This window comes from Vibrio sp. YT-17 (assembly GCF_033337375.1).
Taxonomy (GTDB): Bacteria; Pseudomonadota; Gammaproteobacteria; order Enterobacterales; family Vibrionaceae; genus Vibrio; species Vibrio alginolyticus.
The window spans coordinates 67,789-87,567 of record NZ_JAWOQP010000018.1; the positions used below are offsets into that span (position 1 = coordinate 67,789).

Below are 19,779 nucleotides of genomic sequence, written 5' to 3' on the forward strand. Positions count from 1 at the left end.
AAAGAGAAACATAGATATTTGATACAACAAGAGGCGCAAATTCGCGCCTCTTTTTTGATTTTAACTAGAACAAGTCAAGCTAACCCGTGCTTTCCCTAGCCTGCAATTTCCTTTTGTAGAAAGTACTTGTGGATGCCCTCTACAGGATAGCCTGAGTACTGCCCCACTTTCTCAAAACCTAATTTGAGATAGAACTCAAGAGCTTGAAAGCTGTAGGTATCCAAATAAACATGGGTAACCCCATGAGGCTTTACTTTTTGTTCTAGCATCGACATTAATTGACTACCGAGACCAGAGGTTCGACTTTCAGCGTCTACCCACAAAAACTCAACAAACACCGTATTTTTAAACATTTCGCCAGTCAAGCCACCCATGATCTTGCCATTCTCATCTTTTGCGAAACAGCCTACAGCATGCACTTCCCCTTCAGGTAAATGCAGTCGGTTATGAGATCGAATACCTTCACGAACAAAATCAAGGTCTGTTTGATCTGGATTTAAACAAAATTCAAGCTTCATATATCCTCTCCTTAGGAAACACCAATATCCTAAAACAAAAAGCCAGCAATTGCTGGCTTTCTAATGGAATATGATAACTTTACAAGGCGAAACTACTCAGCATCCACAACGCCAGAATAACAAACACTAACCCCATTAGTTTATGTTGATACGTGCGGAATTTTTCGTTCTCGAGCAGCCCTTTGCCCAATGTGCCTGCTAACCCAACAAGTAATAAATTGAATGACAAGCCAAGAACGTTCAACAATAACCCTAGCGCTAGCATCTGCTCACCGGAAGATGCAGTGATATTGCTTGAGACAAACTGCGGCAAAAACATCACAAAAAAGACCAAGGCTTTAGGGTTGAGCAAATTACTCATCAAAGCACGTTGATAATAAGTTGATGCCATTTTGTTTTGACCATCAAGCTCTGGAGCCGAAGATGCCTCAGCTCGTAAGCAGTCCCAACCCATTTTTAACAAGTAAGCGCCACCTAGTAGATGAAGGACTTTAAGGGCTATTGGGCTCATGGCAATCAGGGTAGATACGCCCATCGCAGCAAGCAAAGTAAGAATAACACCAGACGTCGCATTGCCTAAGCTAGCAAAAAGACCGACCTTCTTACCGTAACTCATACTAGAACTCGCTATCAGCAACATATCGGGCCCTGGTAATAGCAACAAAGCCATTACTGCGGTGAGATAAACAGGAAGTACAGATAAATCAATCATGATGAAACCGCTTTTCTACAACAAGGCGGCGAATGTTATACCAACAAAATGACATCATCCAGCCCAAAATAGCCAAGATAATTCAAAAAATAAAAATCATAGTTTGCCCATGTGAAAAATAGCAATCAATTCGCCTGTTTATCAAAATCGAATAGCAATTTTGTACAAAAATAAGCACGATGGATCCGTTACACTTCTAAAATGATTTTCTTGAGCAGACCGGATAAAGATGAAAGAAAAGAATAAGGAAATCGCTACCTTCAAGATAGCTCAAGAGCTCGGAGGTTTAGAGCTTCTCGATGCAAAGTATGAGAAGCAGAATTTTTCACGCCATAGCCACGAAGGTTACACTATTGGTGTCATCGAAAAAGGGGCACAACAATTTTTTAGGACGGGCGGGAATCATATCGCGCCACAGGACAGCATCATCCTTGTTAATGCAGATGAAGTACACAACGGGCATTCAGCCTCGGAAGGCGGCTGGGAATACAAAGCAATGTACCCCGTACCTCAGCAGTTTCAAACTTTAGGACAAGAGCTTGGCTCACCAAATGTAGCTCTGCCCTATTTCCCTCAACCTGTGGTTTACGATCCTGAGCTGGCTAGTCAGTTACGACTGGTATTTGAAACACTAGAAAAATCAGACAACCGTTTATTGAGAGAAACTTTGGTTTACGGCACGTTGATCAAGCTAGCCAGTAAACACAGCACTCATCGGGCACCACTGAAAGAGTCAACCAGAGCTCAGCGACAAGTGCAGCTAGTCAGAGAATTTTTGGAAGACTTTCCACAAACGGACGTCTCACTAGAAGAACTCGCGAAACTGTCTGGATTAAGCCCTTTTCATCTGCTGAGAGAGTTTCAAAAGCAATTTGGCTTTCCGCCTCATGCCTATCAAATTCAGCAACGTTTACGTATGGCGAAGAAGCTACTAAAAATGGGACAAAAAATTTCAGACGTGGCACAAGAATGCGGCTTCCATGATCAAAGCCATCTGCATCGACACTTTAAAAAAGCCATGGGCGTCACTCCCGGCCAATACGTCCGTCACAGCTAAAGCAGCAATATTGTACAAGGCGTTATGCCACTACCGAGCTATCTTGGTAATCTGATTTAGGAATAAATAAGAAGAAACTATGGACCACTCTTTGCAGTTACAAAAAGAATCAAAAGCCACGCTATTTTGGCAAGGTACACTTGCGATGATGCCTCTGAGTATCGCAGTGCTCCCTTGGGGCTTACTCGCAGGCTCATTCGCAATTGATACTGGGCTTCACCCTTTGGAAGGGCAAGCACTATCCGCCATTTTGTTCGCAGGTTCTGCACAGCTCGTCGCGATGGGAATGATTAAAACGGGAGCAGGTCTAGTGACCATGTTACTGACAACGTTTTTTATCACCTCTCGACACTTCCTCTACAGTGTATCGATGCGCAGTAAAATTGCACCGCTCCCTCTAAAATGGCGATTATCACTCGGCTTCTTACTTACTGACGAGCTGTTTGCGATTGTAGGCCACCATTCCGATAAACAGTTTAATCGCTGGTATGCACTTGGGGCTGGTCTGAGTTTTTACCTGTTTTGGAATGTCGCGACATTGACGGGCATTATTGCGGGAAGTCTAATCCCTGAACTGAACGAAATGGGTTTGGAATTTGCTGTAGCCGCAACTTTTATCGCGATAGTAGTACCCACCATTAAAAATGCAGCAGTGCTCGCGAGTGTTATTGTGGCTTTGGTGAGCTCAGTTGCCCTAACCTATTATCAAATTGAGGGAAGTTTGATGATTTCAAGCATTTTAGCCATGCTTACTGGTTACTTTGTGGAACAAGTAAAGGAGAAACGCTAATGATCATGTTGGCTATTTTGCTGATGACGGTACTTGTTTTCACCAGCCGCTACTTGTTTTTAGAACCCAAGCTACCATTGCGATTAGGGACGCGCACTCAAAAAGTACTCAATTACGCTAGCCCCGCAGTACTGACTGCGATCTGGGCACCTATCGTTTTCATTCCCGATGGGGAGCTCAGCGTCAATGTGCAAAACCCATTTTTACTGGCTGCCGTACTGGCTGCTTTAATCGCGTATTTTACTAAAAATGTTCTTTTAACGACGGTTATCAGTATGGTGGTATTTCTCGTTCTACGAATTTGGCTTTAATCCGCCAACCACTCAATCTCCAACAAGGTGACATCGCCACACTTTAATCGACCAAGGAAGATGTCACCTTCATGTACCTCACCAACGCCCTTTGGTGTACCGGTCATCACTACATCGCCATCTTGAAGTGTTGTGTAACTGGTTAATTCATCCAGGATAGTTAGCGGCGGATAGAGCATTTGGTTAACGTGACCTTTTTGTACACGAACACAGTTGATTAAGAGCTCAAGGTTAAGATCATTGATATCAATGTTATCCAAAGAGACAAACCGACTAAACACAGCAGAGCCATCAAATGCCTTAGCTCGCTCCCACGGCAACCCCTGATTTTTAAGCGAGGATTGCAAACCACGCTTGGTCAGATCCAATCCCAAACCAACCGCTGAATAACGTCCATCCTTGATCAAAAAGCAGATTTCAGCCTCATAATGAAGGGGCTCTTGATGGAATGAACGCAGAGTTGTTGATACGGAAGTTGCGGGTTTATTAAATACCACCATTTGCTCAGGCATTGCATTATTAAGCTCATGAATGTGTTCAACGTAATTTCGTCCAACACAAAGCACTTTACCCACTTCTACTTTCTTTTCTTCAACTTGAATAACACTCATCATTCTTCCCTGCAAAACAAAAACCCCATCATAATCTAACCTATTGACTTAACGACACTAAATAGCCACCTCTAGTGTAAAAAATAAGACATTCACCCCGTTTTGAGTTTTGTATCATCTAATTGAAACAGCAAAGTATTTGTAAAACAAATAGACAAAAAAGCCAGCACGAGGCTGGCTTTAGATCAATGAGCTGAATAATAGTTCTCGCTAAATCCTATTATAGGTAGTAACGAGCACCTAACGCCCATTTGTCATCAGTTTCACGACCATTGTCGTCATTTAGGTCAAACTGGTAACCCGCGTAACCAACAAATTTAGGCGTGAAGTTGTATTCTGCTTGTAGTGCCATTTCTTCACGAGCAGTTTCTGTTTTAGAGCTCTTAAACTCTTTACCTTCCACCATCTCATAGTTAACACTCAAGTTTAGGCTGTTTGCTAGAGCGTATGCGATGATCGCTTCGTATGCATCACTTTCTTCTAAACGGTCGCCTTTTGCACTGAAGTTCATGTTTTCGTTTGAACCATAAACCGCAGCAAGGAATAGGCCTTGGCCGTACGCACCGTAAGATGCTGATACAACGTGTGATTCCGCCGTGTGCTTACCTGCATATGCAGGGTGCTGGAAATCACCGCCATTGTATGAGTAACCGATTTTAGCGCCCATGATTGAGTAAGAAAGCGCAGCTTGCACACGGTCATCGTATTTAGCACCGCCAGTTATAACTCCAGCATCGTTGCGCGTGTAATCATCGTTTGCACCCTGCCAACCAAGACCAAAGTTGATCACACCCGCTTCACCCAGCTCGATGGCATTACGGTAAGAAAGCATTTTATCCGCACGGCCAGTGCCAAGGTTTCCATGATCGTCATAGATGAAGTCGTTGGCAAACGCGATTGGCATATCTGCAATACCTGCGACATCGTAGTAAGGTGACCATTGCGTACCACCTACTGCACGACCATAAACCTCATGCGTTATACCTAAGTAACCTAGACGAGTTTTAAACGACTCTTCACCACCGTCTAAGTAGTTTAGCGCCCATTCACCACGTGCGTCTGCGGTAAAGCCATTACCCAAATCCTGTGTCGCAGAGATATTGATACGAGGAGAGTTAGTACCCACATCCGTGTCACCTTGCTCTGATCCATTTAAATTAACAGAAACGTGGCCGCCCATCGAAAATGTTGTGCCATCGTTATTATATAGTTCCACTGCAACTGCTTGAGTACCGAAGGTTGCTGCCGCGATTGCCGCTGCTAATAATTTTTTATTCATTTCTAAATCCATTACTTATTAGTTGGTTAGTCAGTTTTAGACCCGGCTTTGGTTCACTTTCGTAAAAACGAAATGATGAACAAAGAGAGGAATACAAAGGCTATCCGAGGCATCGTTTCCACCAGATTAGTTTTACCTTTGTGTAACAACTGCCGACACTTTATTTGATTAGTTCCTGACAACCGAGTGAAAAGATCTCAGACAAAACCTAAAAAGCAATCGTTTACTTAGCCTTCAAGAAATCGAGAAATAAAAACCTTACAATAAGAAATGCTTTAGAGAGAGTTAGCTCACAAATAGCTGATGATTCGCTATTTTTAGGCCAAACTTCCCTGCCAAATTGAAATGTTTACTTACATTTAGGGTCAAGAAACAATTCAGGAACTTTTTGAAAAAAACACAGTCTTCAACGGAGAGGAAAAAACCTCAAAAAAGATAAACCTTTCTTTTTATAAGTGGTATGAGAAGGGGCACTTATTCTCGCCAGCAATAAAAGTGCAATCAAATCATAACTTAACAGAAATCTATCTTTCATTTTCAGCCTTTACCTTAGCGTCATCAACACATCGGGCAAGAAAGCCCATCGATTACAACTAGGGTAATAAGAAAATGAAAAAGGCAGCACTAACTACTGCAATTCTTACAGCATTGGTATCAGCACCATCATTCGCAGCAACTGTATACAAAAACGACGGTACTGAATTAAAAGTTGGCGGCCGCGTTGAGTTTCGTGGTGACTTCATCGGTTCAGACGGTACTGAAGTTGAAGGTTCTATGGAAGATAAAAGCCGTGCTCGTCTTAACCTAAAAGGTAAAACAGACATCGGCAACGGCCTTTCTGCTTTCGGTGTTTACGAAGCCGAACAAAAAACGGGCAAGAGTGAATTCAAAAACCGCTACATGTATGCAGGCGTCGACTCTGATATCGGTGCTTTCTCTGTAGGTCGTCAAGACATGGCTGCAGTCATCATCTCTGACATGACGGATATCACTGAATTCTCTGGTGTTCAGCAAGTTATTGATTCGTCTTCTGATAAGCAAGACAGCGTTTTCGCATACCGTGGTGCGTTTGATGCACTACAACTTCAAGCAACCTACCAAGCAAACTCTAGCGATAACGAAGATAAATACGGCATCTCTGGAATGTACTCACTACCAATGGGCCTCGACTTTGGTCTTGCATACTCTGGTGGCGATGTAGATAAAGATAACTCTGAAGATCAAATTCTAGGTGGTATCGCTTACTCGATGGACAACCTTTACCTAGCAGGTACTTATTCTCAAGGTTCCCTGACTGACTCTGAAGACTTTACGGCTTACGAGCTAGTCGCAAGCTACAAAGTAGCAAGCAAAGTGACACTTGCAGCTCTATACACAGCTCAAGAGAATGATCCAGACAACGGTTCAAAGTACGACACCGTTGAAGGTATCGAGCTTGTTGGTTACTACAAACTAAACAGCAACTTCCGTACTTACCTGTCTTACTACATCAACCAACTTGATGAAGCAAAAGATGCAACAACAGGTCTAGTAACAGAAGGCGAAGATACACTGCGCCTAGGCGTACGTTACGATTTCTAATTCACTCTTGTCCTAAGAGCGAGTCCACTTGGCCAGCACCTTTGCTGGCCATTTTTTATTTAACCCAACACAACTCGATAAGTTTTCACACTATCCAAGCATCGCTCAGCAATGAAAAACGAGCGTAACGACGCCTACTTCTGCCCTCTTTTAATGCGATTGATCACTAAGTTAGTGCATTTCATCTAATCGACAACATAGAAAAACCAAAAAACCATTTAAAATCAAACATATAAAAGTTGGCACGTGTTCTGCAATATTATTTATGCAAATGCATGGCAGCGTTTGTGCTTCTCGTTCTTTGTACCTGTTATAACAGGCACGTCCTTTGAATTGGTAATGTCGCCTCCCTCTGGGAGGCATTTTTTTATTGGCGCGAAAAACAATAGGACGTATGATCCCGCCACCTCTATCAAACTGGAATTTTTCAATTGAATCATCATCCTGTTCAAGGTGCGTCCTGGATGCTAACAGCTGGCTTGGCATTCGCCATAGTGAACAGCTTCGCCCAAATTGCTAGCATCAACTTTGGTGTCTCCTCCACCACATTTGCGTTATTCCAATATGCAATCGCCTTATTTGTTATTCTGCCCTACCTACGTACACTTGGGATTAGACGTTCTTTAAGAACCCAACACTTTGGCTGGCATGCATTCCGCATTTTTCTCTCTGTTATCGGGATTCAACTTTGGTTATGGGCTCTCGCTTACCCAGTTCCAATTTGGCAAGGTATTGCACTTCTCATGACCTCCCCGTTATTTGCCACAGTTGGTTCTGGCTTGTTACTCAAAGAAAAAGTAGGTACTGCACGCTGGCTCGCTACATTGACGGGGTTTGTTGGTGCCATGATCATTCTTGAGCCTTGGGCAGACTCATTTACATGGGCGACCCTGCTCCCTGTTGGCGCCGCATTTTTCTGGGCAGCGTATTCATTAATGGTTAAAAAAATGTCGGTAAACGATCCGCCATCAACCATGGTTGTCTATTTATTGCTGCTGATAACACCATTTAATATCTTGTTAGCGATACCGACGTTTACTATGCCAGATACGTGGACGATATGGGGTGTGCTTTTAGCCGCAGGTGCACTTACAGCACTCGCTCAATGGGCTATCGTTAAAGCATATGCAGTAGCAGACGCCTCATTTGTGCAACCATTTGATCACGCCAAACTGCCTTTGAATGTTGTTGCTGGTTGGTTGGTGTTTGGTTGGGTGCCACCTGGTCGTTTATGGTTAGGTGCTGCGATTATTATTGCATCTATTGCGTTTATTACGCATTGGGAAGCGAAAAAGACAAAGTTAGTTGAAAGAAAAATCTAATTTAAAAGTTCTATATTTTCAGGAAAGGAAATGAGGAACCCATATGAGTCAACCAATCAAAATTACACTGTATCGCTGGGCTGGTAGTTGGGGCCCATTCAAAGTCAATATTCCTTGTGGTGAATGTACATTAACCAAGGATATTTTAAAGGATACTTTTGAAAACGAACTAGCCGATGTGCCCGTTGAACTTGAAGTAAAAGATTGGTTATCGCACTGGTGGGAACCATTAAAAGCTGGTGCTTGGCATGCACCCATTCTTCTTGTCGAAGGGAAAGTTATCAGCCAAGGAGAAGCATTGAATCGGGGTGTGCTTGTACAGTCTGTTATTGCTGAGTGGGTAAAACGCGATGAGCTAAAAGGCAACATTGTTTATGGTAAAGCAACTTGCCCTTACTGTGTCAAAGCCAAACAATTACTTGACGAGGCTGGCGTTCAGTATGAGTACCATGATGTAGTTAAAGACAGCGCCGCCTTATACCGCATGATTCCTGAAGTAAAAGCCATCATTGGCGAAAAAACACCGGTAACAGTGCCGCAAATCTGGTTAGATGGAAAATATATTGGAGGCGCTGACGATTTAGAAAAGTGGTTATCAGCAAAGGGGCTAGATAAAGTGCCTAACAATGTTGTGGAGATACCAAGCCAATCCGCGTAATTCTAGATTTAAATGTCATCAGTCTTTGAGTAGCGTTTTGCCAATGTTGTGCAATATGTTGGCTACTTACTAACAACAAAACAGAGAAAAGCAAAAAGCCCTGATTTTTCAATCAGGGCTTTTTAAATTATTTCGCCAGTTTTTTAATAACACGAGCAAAAACAGAAGCTTTTTTCTTCTTCGCTTTACCGTAAAGCGCTTTGTGCATCGCGTCTTTTGCAATCATCTGGCCAATATAAGCACCACCAAGTTCGTTACCCATGACCTTCTCCTGAATGTATTGACTTAACTATGTTGTAATTTTACACCACAATTAGATAAAAACAAGACTCCAGTCACATTTATTTTGTAATTAACTTTCAGTTTGATTTTCGTGGATTTCTTGAAATGAGCGTCTATCGCTTAGGTTGTTGGTATGTTTTACCCGCTGCGACGTACGTATCTTTCTGTTTGATTTCAAAGAATGTTTCAAAGAACCACGCAGCAAACTTGATCAAGTGATCGCCTTCATTCATGACGTGCTCTACGTATTCTTGCTCTTCTCCGGACTCATCTTCTTGAGTGGTAATATGGTAAATACGTTTCTCACCATCAACTTCTGCAAGGCCAAACTGACCCGTTAGGGATTGCGCCGCTTGTGCAACTTCTTCTTCCTCACACGCCTTCAAGATTTCAAGTGCCTTTGGCATGCTTTCTTGCTGAGTAATTTCTTTTACCAGTGTTTCAAATTCGTTTTGTTGCATTCTTTCACCTAACGATTAGAGATCGGATAGCCATTGGGCAGAAATGTATTCCAAGCTTGAGAGAAGTATCAAGGTTCGCCCTCTTCCTTTCAAACCAAGTCATTCAGTATACACAACAGGCCAGACTTAATTTAGCTGCGCATTTTAGAAAGCCGACCTTCTGGTTGCAAGTATATTCAGATGGAAGTTTCTGCTTGAACCGTCCCTTCTGGCACTTTACGAAATTGGCTTAGTACAAGAACAAAGCAAGAAAGTAACGCAATAAACAAATAAAACACCCCAAGCTGCTGCTGATTCGTAACCCATGAGTCTACTAAGTACCCACCAAACAAACCTGCTAAACACATTTGAATAGAACCAGATAGCGCAGAAACCGCGCCTGCCTGTTGCTTATGCGGCGAAAGTAGCAAACTGATCGATACTGGGAATGACATGCCTTGGGCAAAACTTAAACACGTGAATGCCGTCAGCAATGAAAATACACTGAAGGGTGTAACCAACAACATGAAGCCAGCAACAGCAACAATCGCGAAACTCATCAGCAAGATTTGCTGAGCTTTGTAACGAGCATTGATCAAATTCAGCACTAAGCTACCCGTCAGCAAACCAACTGATGGTATGATCATCAAAGCGCCGTAATCTGCCGCCGTTAATCCTAACTCTTGTTGCATTAAAAATGGATACAAGGAAAGCGTAACCAGAGCCGATAAATAACTAAGCCAGTTGTAGCTCGCACTACCAATCACTTGTGTATTCGTTAACAGACGCAAATAGTTCGCGCTTACTTCGCCTACTTTAAATTTTCTCTTCGGATAAGGCAGCGTTTCTGGCAGCACCAATAAACCAAGTGTAAAAATTGCCATTAAGTAAATCAGCACAAACACGAAGACAGCATGCCAACTCAGGTGAAAAGCAATCCAGCCACCAAACAGCGGAGCAATAATTGGCATCACAGATGCCGTGACTGAAATATAAGATAGTGCTTTGGTTAATTGCATACCGTCATAACTATCACGCAGTACTGACCGACCAAGTACCGAAGCGCTGCCCGCTCCTAGGCCTTGCAGTAACCGTCCCGCTTCAAGGGCAACAATGTTGTCCGAAAACGCGATGCAAATAACCGTACCAACTAGATATACACTTTGCCCCAGAATAAACACCGGCCGACGACCAATCGCATCAGACAATGGGCCGTAAAAAAGCTGAGAGATACCGAAGCCAACGAGAAATAGCGTGACGAGATTCTGAATCGAATGTTGCGGCAAATTCAAGTCATGACCAATCAATGGCAAAGAAGGAAGATAAATACTAACGCCAACTTGGCCTGTGGCAATGATCATCATCGCTAATAACAATGGTGTTTTACGCAAACGTTCCTCCTACTTTGTGACAGATTGATGGCAAACAGTGTATATTTGATACTCAAAGATGATAATCAGCTAAGTTGGAAAGGAATTAATTCCCAAGGAGATACAATGGACTGGATTCAAAGCGTGAAGAGTTATATTCGTGTGGTCGAAGAAGGTAGCTTTAATGCCGCAGCGCGGAAACTCAATACCACCAGCTCAGCTATCAGTAAGCGAGTTCAATGGCTAGAAGATAAAATTGGCGTTCAACTACTCAAACGTACGACCCGCTCAATTAGCCAAACTGAAGCTGGTGCTCTGTTTTATCAACGAGCAAAAAGTCAGCTTGATTCATGGCAATCGGTATTAGATGAAACTCGCTCAGTCAACCAATCACCAGCGGGGCTATTAAAGATTGGGGCAACGTTGGCCGTTGGTTCTAAATTTCTAGTTCATTATCTTGATGATTTTCTTGATAAATATCCAGATATCACACTTCAATTAACAACAACGCTACCAGGTCAATTGCCAGAGCTAAGCTTAGACCTGTTTATTAGCCGGGAATTAGAGCAACTGAACTCTCTGAGTTTCAAAGCCACTGCGCTTTTCGAACATAAAGCCCAGTTTTACGCTGCGCCTAGTTACCTAAAAAAATACGGCACCCCACAATGCGTTGAGGATCTGACAGAGCATAATGTCCTGATTTGGGGAGAAAAACCCTCACGAGAAATCAAAACAAATCGAGGCAAACGTATCAGCTTGTCCGGTAACTTTGCCACGACCAACCCAGAAGCGCTGTTTCATGGTGCCAAAAGAGGCATGGGTATTTTGATGACGAACAACGTCATGATCAAAGATGATCTCAAATCCGGCGCGTTAGTCCCTATCCTGCCCGATATCACAGCGGATAAAGCCACTGTATATGCCTACTATCCAAAGCTGGATTATCAGCATACCCGGACTAAGCTGTTCCTCGATTATCTCAAATCACGATTAGAAGAGGAGAAGCGCGCCTAGCTTAGCGTTTTTATCGCTATACCTTTAAAAGGTTCAAGCATAAAAACATGAAAATAATGATTTGTTCGTTCACAAAATTTGAAAAATCTGCCTTAGTAACCGATAGTTTATTTGATGCATATCAAATAATAATTCGTCGTGTCTTACACGATATGTTAATAACAACGCTAGGTGAAATGCTCGATGGGTCAGGTACAAATCAGTTTCCACAAAATTGATGAGATATTGAAGCTAAACGGCACGGCTCAGCTAAACCGAGTCACGTTAGATATTCATCAACACTTGCAGAGCCATTGCACTTGCGTTGTAGAAGTTGCGCATCTTCAGCATTCGGCTCATACCATTTCCTTCGCCAGCAATGGAAAAATTACAGACAACCTAAGCTACCACCTTTCAGGCACCCCCTGTGAAAAAGTGGCGAAAGACATTGGCGAACATATTTTCTATCAAGACCAGGTATACAAGCGTTTTCCTGAAGATCAGATGTTTCAAGAAGATGGCATTCAAGCTTACATTGGCCTGCCATTGAAGACACAAAATGGCGAAGTTCTGGGAATTTTACTGTCTACCTTTACCCGAAGCATCCACGCGAAAGAAGCGCAAGATATCCTCGACTTCCACCGATTTTATGCCAATGTCATTATTCATAGCTTACGTGAAAAGTGGGTCAGTGAACGTTCAGATAAGCTTCTTAATCAGCTTAGCTATGAGGTATCGCATGATAACCTAACTGGACTGCTCAACCGTAGCTGTTTAGCTGATACCTTGGAGACATTAACGCAGCAGGCGACTCGCCCATTCAGTTTGGCGTATCTTGATATCGATAATTTCAAATCGATCAATGATATCAACGGAAACTATATCGGCGACCAAATCATTAAGTTCACAGCTAACGCCATTCAACAGAGCTTGTCGTCGCCAAACAATGCGTTCCGTGTTGCAGGAGATGAATTCGCCTTCATCACGTACGACGAAGATCCTGTCGCCGTGTGTCAGGAAGTACTCGACAAAATTGAAAGCGGCTACAGCGACAAATCTAACCGGATTTCTTTCACCGTTAGTATTGGTATTGCACGTGCCCCAGTACATATGTTGAACAGCGATGAGCTGATTTTGAATGCCAGTCTCGCTCTCAAAGATTGTAAAAAACACCGCGATACACGGATTCAGCATTACGACACACACCTTAGTGCGTTATACCACCGTAGGACGCAGCTTATTGAGGCAATGCGAATCCAGCTAAGTACTGATATACAAGACAGCGATGAGTTGTATGTAGTGGTTCAACCGATCGTCGATATCACGAGCGACCGCTGGAATTACTTTGAAATTTTGACTCGTTGGAATAGCAATATCTATGGAAATATCTCTCCAGCGGAGTTCATTGAAGCTGCCGAGCAATCAGGCCTGATTATCGAGTTAGGTGAACGGATTATTGAACTCGCGTGTATCGCAAAGCAAGAACTCGAAGCGAACCTAGGCTATAAAGTCAAACTCTCCATCAATTGCTCAGCGTATGAGCTGGTTGATTCCAACCGTTATATTAATCACTTAACCAACATGGTTGAAAAGTATCAGCACGAAGCAAAAGACTTTGTTATAGAGCTCACCGAGACCGTCTTACTCTCACAAAGTGGCCGTGAACAGATGGTACTTAACTCGTTGCGATACTTGGGTTTTAAAGTCGCACTGGATGATTTTGGTACGGGATACTCAAGCTTGAACTATATACACAATTATCCGATTGATAGCATCAAAATCGATGCTACCTTTGTGCAGAACATGCTCTCAAATACAACCTCTGAACAAGTAGTGTTTTTGATAGCACAATTGGCAGAGCTGCTTGATGTGGATTTGATTGCCGAAGGCGTAGAAGACGATAGAGCACTACAAAAGTTAATTGAAATGGGCTGCCACTACATCCAAGGTTATTTTTACTCTCGTCCACACAGTGTTGAAGAAATCGTACACCTGATAAATGAACGTGAAGTGCGGAGTGCCTAACGTACTGAACAGACTGCTGTCATAGAATTCAAATCTAGTTAATGCACAAAGTAAAAGAGACCAAGCTATGCTTAGTCTCTTTTTGTTTTTTAAGCGAAGTACTTTATTACAGCACTGCTTTCTCTTTATCGCGTAATAGTCTATCCATTTCATCTCTGTTCGCGACAAAAGTAGCCATCTCTTTCTTAGGAACAGAACTCGCCATTGGGATATTTGCTCGCATAGCGTTAACTGGACGGCCGTATTCAATCAACTCATAGTGAAGGTGTGGCCCAGTCACTCGACCTGTTTTACCAGAAAGACCGATACGCTGGCCTCGAGAAACCTTTTGCCCTTTCTTCACCAAAATCTTACTTAGGTGTAAGTAACGGGTTTTGTATTTGCTGCCGTGCTCAACAACCACGTAGTTACCCGCATATGGGTGTTTACGAGTCATGATCACTGTACCATCACCAGTAGAAACGACTGGTGTACCGGTTGGTACAGCAAAGTCAGTGCCGTTGTGCGGCGCAACACGCCCCGTTACTGGATGTAAACGATTAGGGTTGAAGCCAGAACTGATACGCCAACGACTACTTACAGGGTAACGCTGGAATGCGCGCTGTAAGCTTTCACCTTTGGCATTGTAGAATTGACCATCAGTATGAAGGTAAGCGGTGATCTCGCGGCCGCGATTATAAATCTTAATCGCCTCAATTTCGTTCTTACCTGTTGGTACACCATTGATGCTTTGTGAGCGACGAACAACTTCAAATCGATCACCTGCACGAAGATCACGTCCAAAGTTAAGTTGTTCTTTGAGTAAGCTTACGACTTGACTCACTTCCGCCGACGTTAAACCTAAACGACTGGCAGAAGAAGAAAAACTGCCTTGAATAACGCCAACTAAAGGTTCTTGGCTCCACACGCCAGGAATGGAAATATCAGTAAAGTCATAGCTACCATCACTATTCAGCTTGTAGACCACTTTATCTGCAATAGAAAATTGCAGTTCCATTTTCGCTAACTCGCCTGTTGCATCATCACGCCAGAAACGGAGCGTATTGCCCGGCTTAAGTGTATCAAGTGCCAAGTAGTTCAAATCCGTTTCCATTACTTTCATTAACGAGCTGTAACCGAAACCGAGCTGACTAAAAATAGTGCTTAGGTTGTCACCTGCTTGGATTTGATATTCGAAGTTCGGGGGAGTGACAACTTCGGCAGTTGTCGCATCAAGAATTTTTTCAACGACCTGAGATTCAGGTAGGTTCAATGCGATGGTTTTGGTTAAAGATGACTCTTTGAGAGAGTGAGAAACACCAATCGCAACTAAAACTGGCAAGGAGTATAACAGCAGCGCTCTACGACTTGTCAGATTCGGCAACCGTCTTGTAATTTCATTTGTAGACACGGGAATTACTATCTCCTTTCAAACAAGGATCATAGCTTATGCATTCCCGAATAAGAAATCACTAGGAAATTTCGAGATCTAGCGCAGAAAATACTGAATTTTTACAGAACTCAAAAAAATTCATCACTGTTGCATATGTAAGTTATTCCCTACACGCTGTAATGTGGATGAATTGAATTGATTTGGCGTGTCTGCCATTGCTTGATCGTCACCGTGCGCTAAATATGAAAGCGTGATAGTTGTATCACTTTTCCATTCGAGCTGAGTAAATTTCACGCGGTCACCAACAAAAATACTGTCTAAAAGGACAACTCGGCTCGGCACGGGGTCAAACTTGAACAAGCCAACATAGTTAAACGAACCGCTACCTTGTGTCGTTACAATCATCGGTGCAACAACCCATGAAACACCTTCAATCTCACGCTGACTAATCGACGCAGTTGGAACAAGTACCTGACCTTTCGTCGCACCTGCATCATAGTCACCTATCAAATAGCCGTTTTCTTTATCCCACTCATCAAGAAAAGTGACCGCACCCTGCTCGGGGACTTGTATCGTCCAAGGATTACGTGCAGTGATGCCAAGCGTCTCTTGCACAATAACGTTAGTTTCTACTTCTGTTTGAGGAAACTTAGCCATGATCTCGTCATCAGACAAACTAAAACGATAAACACCTGCGATCACAACCACAACTAATAAAACGATTGGAATAAGTAGAATAAGTGGTATCGGCAGGATTTTTTTGTGAGTCATGAAGAGTTCCTTGTTTCAAGGTATAAACGAAAAGCGAGTATACCATTGTATACCCAAATGATTTCACCTCTTCAAGTGTTTCAAAATTAAACTAAACTGATTGTATCCAAATAGTTTCAAGTCCAGAGCTCATAACGAGCTAGTGACACAAGCTCTGTGCTCTAGGTGTATTGGTGTATTGGTGTATTGGGACAAATAGGTAATCACGATGACAAAAACCATTCATACATGCGAGTGCGCCTGCGGTTTAGTTGAGATCCGTTGTAAGGGAGAGCCCACCCACACGTCTGTCTGCCATTGCTTCGAATGCCAAAAACGAACTGGCAGTGTTTTTGGGGTACAAGCTCGCTTTGAAAAAGAGCACGTCACTTTAAACGGTGAAGTCACTAACTATACCCGAATTGGCGATGATGGCGGTGAGGTTCAGTATGACTTTTGTCCATCCTGCGGCACGACAATGAGGTTGTTTGTTTCTGCATATCCAGAAATCATGATCATTCCCGTCGGTCTATTTACCGATAAAGAGTTCCACCAACCTACGGTTTCAGTCTATGAACAAATGAAACACGGGTGGGTGAGTTTCGAATGCACAACGGAACACATCTGCTAGCAAGCAATCCTCGTTCACGTATTTACTTTGGCTCGGACAAACGCCCTATAAGTGAGATTTTTTTGAGAATGATCAATCGAGTTTTACTGTAAAGGGTTTCGTAACTCGGTATGAGCGTTATAATCGGCTCCTAATATTTGGTGGGGGTTTATTGTGATTTCCAGACTTCCTCGTTGGGTGGAATATGGCGCGTTTCTACTAGCTCTTCTCGCGGGCTGCGTCAACGCCGTTGGTCTTCTCGGCTTTCAACACCAAGCGATAACTCATCTTTCGGGAACCGTAACTCAGCTAGGGAACAGCTTGCTAACAGGTGTGGATAGCTCCATTCACCTGCTCTTCATCGTATTTAGCTTTTTGATTGGCGCTGCCTTTAGCGGCTTTTTTATTGAAAGCAGTGCGTTAAAGCTAGGGCGAAGATATGGTGTTGCACTGTGCATAGAAGGGAGCTTGCTCTTACTCAGCTTGGGCTTTTTGGTACAAGGGGATTTGTACGGCCAATATCTAGCATCAGCAGCATGTGGATTACAAAACGCAATGATCACCACGTTTAGCGGCGCAGTAGTCAGAACCACACATATGACCGGAATCATCACCGATCTAGGGATTATGATTGGAGAGAGCTTGAGAGGTCGTCAATTTGACCGACGTAAAGCTAAATTATTCCTATTCATTTTCTTTGGCTTTTTGTTTGGCGGCGTCGCGGGAGCGGCTCTATTTACGGTATATAGTTTATATACGCTGGTTTTCCCAGCAATATTGGCTTTTTCTACAGCTCTGATTTACTGGAGTTACCTATACATACTTAGCCGTCAACAAAAAGCATAAAATTTCGATCCGATTGAAGTGACATACTTCAATCGGATTTGGCTCAATAGGTTCACACTGCAACGGTACAAGAAACGCTGAACGGTATTTTGACACCACTAAAAACCTTAAAATAGATAAGGCTAACTGAATTTCTGGCAAAGAAGTTAGTTAGATCAAAATCACATTTGTTTACCATTTTATTATTCCAGTCACAATGCGCCCCATAATTCACTGCGCAATTCGCCTCTCGTGCTACAATTTTCTAACACAAGCAACATATTCGCATACACTTAGACGTTATTTGACCAATTACCCGACAAATCGGCTGAATAACTAGATGTATTTAATGAATAGTATTGCAATGGATGCAGTTTGCGGGTACCCTCCGCAAAACTGTGATTAAATACGGATGTTTAGTGAATATTTATGTCATGGAAATGGCAAGTATTGACTAGTAGTAACACGAGACAACTATGCATAACACCACTAATGCTACTGAAGCTCCTAAGGGCAACTTTTGGATGTTTTTCATCCCTTCCCTAATTGGTCTTCTACTCTTTATGGCTCCGATCTCTTACGATGGCGGCCTAACCATTCCCGTTGCCGTGATGGCAAAAGTCATCCCAGCGGTGTTAGGCGATACCTTGATTGCTATCGTCACCAGTATCATCGCTTTCATGGCCGTTGCTTCTGTTCTTTGCAAAATTTTTAAGCCAGCTGCAATTTTACGTAATGGTTTTTTAAACGGTCTCTTCAATCCATCTCCACTTTGGCTCGTTGTTCGTTTAATCGGCGGCGCTGCCGTGTTAATGACGTTCTTCCAACTGGGTCCAAAAGCAATTTGGGAAGAGAACACTGGCGGGCTTGTTCTTACTGGTCTTCTACCTACTCTGTTTGCCGTTTTCATTTTCGCGGGTTTACTGCTTCCGCTTCTTTTGAACTTCGGTCTTCTGGAGCTATTTGGTGCGTTACTCAGTAAAATAATGCGTCCGGTATTCAACCTACCTGGCCGCAGTGCAATTGACTGTATGGCATCTTGGTTAGGCGACGGAAGTGTTGGTATCTTGCTAACCAGCAAGCAATACGAAAATAAGTTCTACACTCAGCGTGAAGCGGCTGTTGTCGGGACCACTTTCTCAGCAGTATCGATCACGTTTAGCTTAGTTGTTATCGCTCAGGTAAAACTAGAGCACTTATTTTTGCCTTTCTACGGCGCTATCTGTCTAGCTGGTATCGTAGCTGCGATTATCATTCCTCGCCTGCCTCCGCTTAGTCTGAAGAAAGATCGCTACATTGACGGCAGCAACCCAGATAAAGACGCAGATGCAGTGCCAGAAGGCCACACCACATTCTCTTGGGGTATGGATCTAGCTCTTAAGCGTGCTGGTCAAGTCACATCGGTTCAGTCTGTATTTAAAGAAGGCGTACACAACGCAGTCGACATGGTATTTGGCGTACTACCTGTAGTTATGGGTCTTGGTACCGTTGCATTGGTGATTGCAGAATACACGCCTGTATTTGCGATTCTGGGTCAACCGTTTATCCCATACCTAGAGCTACTGCAAGTCCCTGAAGCTGTTGCAGCATCACAGACAATCGTTGTTGGCTTTGCGGATATGTTTATTCCAGCAATTTTAGCGGCCTCAATCGATAACGAAATGACACGTTTTGTTATTGCGGCAATGTCAGTAACTCAGCTTATCTACATGTCGGAAGTAGGTGCCCTACTGTTAGGCAGCAAAATTCCAGTAAACATTGTAGAGCTCTTCGTAATCTTCATTTTACGTACGCTAATCACGTTACCTGTGATTGCTGGCGTTGCTCATCTTATTTTCTAAAATCGAGACGTCAATTAACAAAGGCTCCGCATCGTCGGGGCCTTTTTTATACCTAAAACTCCGTCCACATTAGGCTTTTAGTAAAAAGCTCATAATTTACAAAGACAAAACTTCAACAAAACACCTTTCAGCACCAACAAAATTTTCATCACCTCACCTGTAAAGCCAGTTAATGCCACTGTTTGTTAAGCAATTCTTTTCATTATGACAATTTCACTAATCGAGCTCGCAAACATGATCACACTCACAAGTTTTAACGTAAATTGTCGGTTTGTTTAAATTTAGTTAAAAAAGACGACAAATGAGTTCATGTTTTTGACAAAGATGTCGATAAAAATATAACCAAACACAATAGGTTTCTCTTTATGCCCAATTCGCTCGGTTTAAAAGAGGCGAAAGCAAAGTGGAACCAACCGGGAGAATCAGAGGAAA

Annotated in this window: 20 protein-coding genes; 11 read left to right on the forward strand and 9 right to left on the reverse strand. The window is 42.9% G+C overall.

Annotation, left to right across the window (positions count from 1 at the left end; all coding sequences use genetic code 11):
- Positions 1 to 95 precede the first annotated feature (95 nt).
- Together R7F67_RS17030 and R7F67_RS17035 are read right to left on the reverse strand one after the other, a co-directional pair.
- A complete protein-coding gene (locus tag R7F67_RS17030; RefSeq protein ID WP_318057285.1) occupies positions 96 to 518 on the reverse strand; it encodes a GNAT family N-acetyltransferase in 423 nt (140 codons plus the stop codon).
- A gap of 79 nt (positions 519 to 597) precedes the next feature.
- Positions 598 to 1,230: a LysE family translocator gene (locus R7F67_RS17035; RefSeq protein WP_213869076.1), complete on the reverse strand. Its 633-nt coding sequence runs from the start codon at positions 1,228 to 1,230 to the stop codon at positions 598 to 600.
- A gap of 229 nt (positions 1,231 to 1,459) precedes the next feature.
- Between R7F67_RS17035 and R7F67_RS17040 the strand changes: the two genes are divergently transcribed.
- From R7F67_RS17040 to R7F67_RS17050, 3 genes are all read left to right on the forward strand, one after another.
- Positions 1,460 to 2,287 carry an AraC family transcriptional regulator gene (locus R7F67_RS17040; RefSeq protein ID WP_005385198.1) on the forward strand — a complete coding sequence of 276 codons (828 nt, stop codon included), beginning with the start codon at positions 1,460 to 1,462 and terminating at the stop codon, positions 2,285 to 2,287.
- A 79-nt stretch (positions 2,288 to 2,366) separates the two neighbouring features.
- Positions 2,367 to 3,077 carry an AzlC family ABC transporter permease gene (locus tag R7F67_RS17045; RefSeq protein ID WP_053307845.1) on the forward strand — a complete coding sequence of 237 codons (711 nt, stop codon included), beginning with the start codon at positions 2,367 to 2,369 and terminating at the stop codon, positions 3,075 to 3,077.
- Positions 3,077 to 3,388: an AzlD domain-containing protein gene (locus R7F67_RS17050; protein WP_005385193.1), complete on the forward strand. Its 312-nt coding sequence runs from the start codon at positions 3,077 to 3,079 to the stop codon at positions 3,386 to 3,388. Before R7F67_RS17045 ends, R7F67_RS17050 begins: the two co-directional genes overlap by 1 nt.
- Here R7F67_RS17050 and R7F67_RS17055 read toward each other — a convergent pair.
- Complete coding sequence (locus R7F67_RS17055; RefSeq protein ID WP_017635857.1) at positions 3,385 to 3,999, reverse strand: fumarylacetoacetate hydrolase family protein; 615 nt, start codon at positions 3,997 to 3,999, stop codon at positions 3,385 to 3,387. The two genes, R7F67_RS17050 and R7F67_RS17055, sit on opposite strands and share 4 nt — an antisense overlap.
- A 220-nt stretch (positions 4,000 to 4,219) precedes the next feature.
- Complete coding sequence (locus R7F67_RS17060; protein ID WP_042521502.1) at positions 4,220 to 5,278, reverse strand: porin; 1,059 nt, start codon at positions 5,276 to 5,278, stop codon at positions 4,220 to 4,222.
- Between the two features lie 609 nt (positions 5,279 to 5,887).
- Between R7F67_RS17060 and R7F67_RS17065 the strand changes: the two genes are divergently transcribed.
- The 3 genes from R7F67_RS17065 (at position 5,888) to R7F67_RS17075 (ending at position 8,839) form a co-directional block, all read left to right on the forward strand.
- The gene (locus R7F67_RS17065) at positions 5,888 to 6,859 is read left to right on the forward strand and encodes a porin (RefSeq protein WP_318057286.1); all 972 of its coding nucleotides are present in this window, start codon (positions 5,888 to 5,890) and stop codon (positions 6,857 to 6,859) included.
- A gap of 464 nt (positions 6,860 to 7,323) precedes the next feature.
- Positions 7,324 to 8,181, forward strand: coding sequence for a DMT family transporter (locus tag R7F67_RS17070; protein WP_005375542.1), 858 nt, complete (start codon positions 7,324 to 7,326; stop codon positions 8,179 to 8,181).
- Positions 8,182 to 8,224: 43 nt separating this feature from the next.
- Positions 8,225 to 8,839 (forward strand): glutaredoxin domain-containing protein, encoded by a 615-nt coding sequence (locus R7F67_RS17075; protein ID WP_005385185.1) that lies wholly within the window; start codon positions 8,225 to 8,227, stop codon positions 8,837 to 8,839.
- A gap of 127 nt (positions 8,840 to 8,966) precedes the next feature.
- On the opposite strand, the gene R7F67_RS17080 is transcribed toward R7F67_RS17075, so the two are convergent.
- The 3 genes from R7F67_RS17080 to R7F67_RS17090 all read right to left on the reverse strand — a co-directional run bounded on the left by R7F67_RS17080 (position 8,967) and on the right by R7F67_RS17090 (position 10,952).
- On the reverse strand, positions 8,967 to 9,101 hold the full coding sequence (locus tag R7F67_RS17080) for a hypothetical protein (protein WP_017635854.1): 135 nt from the start codon (positions 9,099 to 9,101) through the stop codon (positions 8,967 to 8,969).
- Between the two features lie 133 nt (positions 9,102 to 9,234).
- The gene (locus R7F67_RS17085) at positions 9,235 to 9,582 is read right to left on the reverse strand and encodes a hypothetical protein (RefSeq protein ID WP_005375501.1); all 348 of its coding nucleotides are present in this window, start codon (positions 9,580 to 9,582) and stop codon (positions 9,235 to 9,237) included.
- Positions 9,583 to 9,758: 176 nt separating this feature from the next.
- Positions 9,759 to 10,952: a multidrug effflux MFS transporter gene (locus tag R7F67_RS17090; RefSeq protein WP_182039335.1), complete on the reverse strand. Its 1,194-nt coding sequence runs from the start codon at positions 10,950 to 10,952 to the stop codon at positions 9,759 to 9,761.
- Positions 10,953 to 11,057: 105 nt separating this feature from the next.
- Between R7F67_RS17090 and R7F67_RS17095 the strand changes: the two genes are divergently transcribed.
- A complete protein-coding gene (locus R7F67_RS17095) occupies positions 11,058 to 11,945 on the forward strand; it encodes a LysR family transcriptional regulator (protein WP_025768470.1) in 888 nt (295 codons plus the stop codon).
- A 183-nt stretch (positions 11,946 to 12,128) separates the two neighbouring features.
- Positions 12,129 to 13,949 (forward strand): putative bifunctional diguanylate cyclase/phosphodiesterase, encoded by a 1,821-nt coding sequence (locus tag R7F67_RS17100; RefSeq protein ID WP_005375494.1) that lies wholly within the window; start codon positions 12,129 to 12,131, stop codon positions 13,947 to 13,949.
- A gap of 106 nt (positions 13,950 to 14,055) precedes the next feature.
- On the opposite strand, the gene R7F67_RS17105 is transcribed toward R7F67_RS17100, so the two are convergent.
- On the reverse strand, positions 14,056 to 15,339 hold the full coding sequence (locus tag R7F67_RS17105; protein ID WP_025768471.1) for a peptidoglycan DD-metalloendopeptidase family protein: 1,284 nt from the start codon (positions 15,337 to 15,339) through the stop codon (positions 14,056 to 14,058).
- A gap of 123 nt (positions 15,340 to 15,462) precedes the next feature.
- Positions 15,463 to 16,092 carry a hypothetical protein gene (locus tag R7F67_RS17110; protein WP_017635850.1) on the reverse strand — a complete coding sequence of 210 codons (630 nt, stop codon included), beginning with the start codon at positions 16,090 to 16,092 and terminating at the stop codon, positions 15,463 to 15,465.
- A 208-nt stretch (positions 16,093 to 16,300) separates the two neighbouring features.
- Here R7F67_RS17110 and R7F67_RS17115 point away from each other — a divergent pair, with 208 nt between their 5' ends.
- From R7F67_RS17115 to R7F67_RS17125, 3 genes are all read left to right on the forward strand, one after another.
- A complete protein-coding gene (locus R7F67_RS17115) occupies positions 16,301 to 16,702 on the forward strand; it encodes a GFA family protein (protein ID WP_158159394.1) in 402 nt (133 codons plus the stop codon).
- A 153-nt stretch (positions 16,703 to 16,855) separates the two neighbouring features.
- Positions 16,856 to 17,527: a YoaK family protein gene (locus R7F67_RS17120; RefSeq protein ID WP_258460880.1), complete on the forward strand. Its 672-nt coding sequence runs from the start codon at positions 16,856 to 16,858 to the stop codon at positions 17,525 to 17,527.
- 455 nt (positions 17,528 to 17,982) lie between these two features.
- Positions 17,983 to 19,347 carry a YjiH family protein gene (locus R7F67_RS17125; protein WP_262652884.1) on the forward strand — a complete coding sequence of 455 codons (1,365 nt, stop codon included), beginning with the start codon at positions 17,983 to 17,985 and terminating at the stop codon, positions 19,345 to 19,347.
- Positions 19,348 to 19,779: the final 432 nt, after the last annotated feature.

Coding starts and splice junctions, on each gene's coding strand:
- R7F67_RS17030 (WP_318057285.1), bottom strand. CDS start 518: ATGAAGCTTGAATTTTGTTTAAATCCAGATCAAACAGACCTTGATTTT.
- R7F67_RS17035 (WP_213869076.1), bottom strand. CDS start 1,230: ATGATTGATTTATCTGTACTTCCTGTTTATCTCACCGCAGTAATGGCT.
- R7F67_RS17040 (WP_005385198.1), top strand. CDS start 1,460: ATGAAAGAAAAGAATAAGGAAATCGCTACCTTCAAGATAGCTCAAGAG.
- R7F67_RS17045 (WP_053307845.1), top strand. CDS start 2,367: ATGGACCACTCTTTGCAGTTACAAAAAGAATCAAAAGCCACGCTATTT.
- R7F67_RS17050 (WP_005385193.1), top strand. CDS start 3,077: ATGATCATGTTGGCTATTTTGCTGATGACGGTACTTGTTTTCACCAGC.
- R7F67_RS17055 (WP_017635857.1), bottom strand. CDS start 3,999: ATGAGTGTTATTCAAGTTGAAGAAAAGAAAGTAGAAGTGGGTAAAGTG.
- R7F67_RS17060 (WP_042521502.1), bottom strand. CDS start 5,278: ATGAATAAAAAATTATTAGCAGCGGCAATCGCGGCAGCAACCTTCGGT.
- R7F67_RS17065 (WP_318057286.1), top strand. CDS start 5,888: ATGAAAAAGGCAGCACTAACTACTGCAATTCTTACAGCATTGGTATCA.
- R7F67_RS17070 (WP_005375542.1), top strand. CDS start 7,324: ATGCTAACAGCTGGCTTGGCATTCGCCATAGTGAACAGCTTCGCCCAA.
- R7F67_RS17075 (WP_005385185.1), top strand. CDS start 8,225: ATGAGTCAACCAATCAAAATTACACTGTATCGCTGGGCTGGTAGTTGG.
- R7F67_RS17080 (WP_017635854.1), bottom strand. CDS start 9,101: ATGGGTAACGAACTTGGTGGTGCTTATATTGGCCAGATGATTGCAAAA.
- R7F67_RS17085 (WP_005375501.1), bottom strand. CDS start 9,582: ATGCAACAAAACGAATTTGAAACACTGGTAAAAGAAATTACTCAGCAA.
- R7F67_RS17095 (WP_025768470.1), top strand. CDS start 11,058: ATGGACTGGATTCAAAGCGTGAAGAGTTATATTCGTGTGGTCGAAGAA.
- R7F67_RS17100 (WP_005375494.1), top strand. CDS start 12,129: ATGGGTCAGGTACAAATCAGTTTCCACAAAATTGATGAGATATTGAAG.
- R7F67_RS17110 (WP_017635850.1), bottom strand. CDS start 16,092: ATGACTCACAAAAAAATCCTGCCGATACCACTTATTCTACTTATTCCA.
- R7F67_RS17115 (WP_158159394.1), top strand. CDS start 16,301: ATGACAAAAACCATTCATACATGCGAGTGCGCCTGCGGTTTAGTTGAG.
- R7F67_RS17125 (WP_262652884.1), top strand. CDS start 17,983: ATGCATAACACCACTAATGCTACTGAAGCTCCTAAGGGCAACTTTTGG.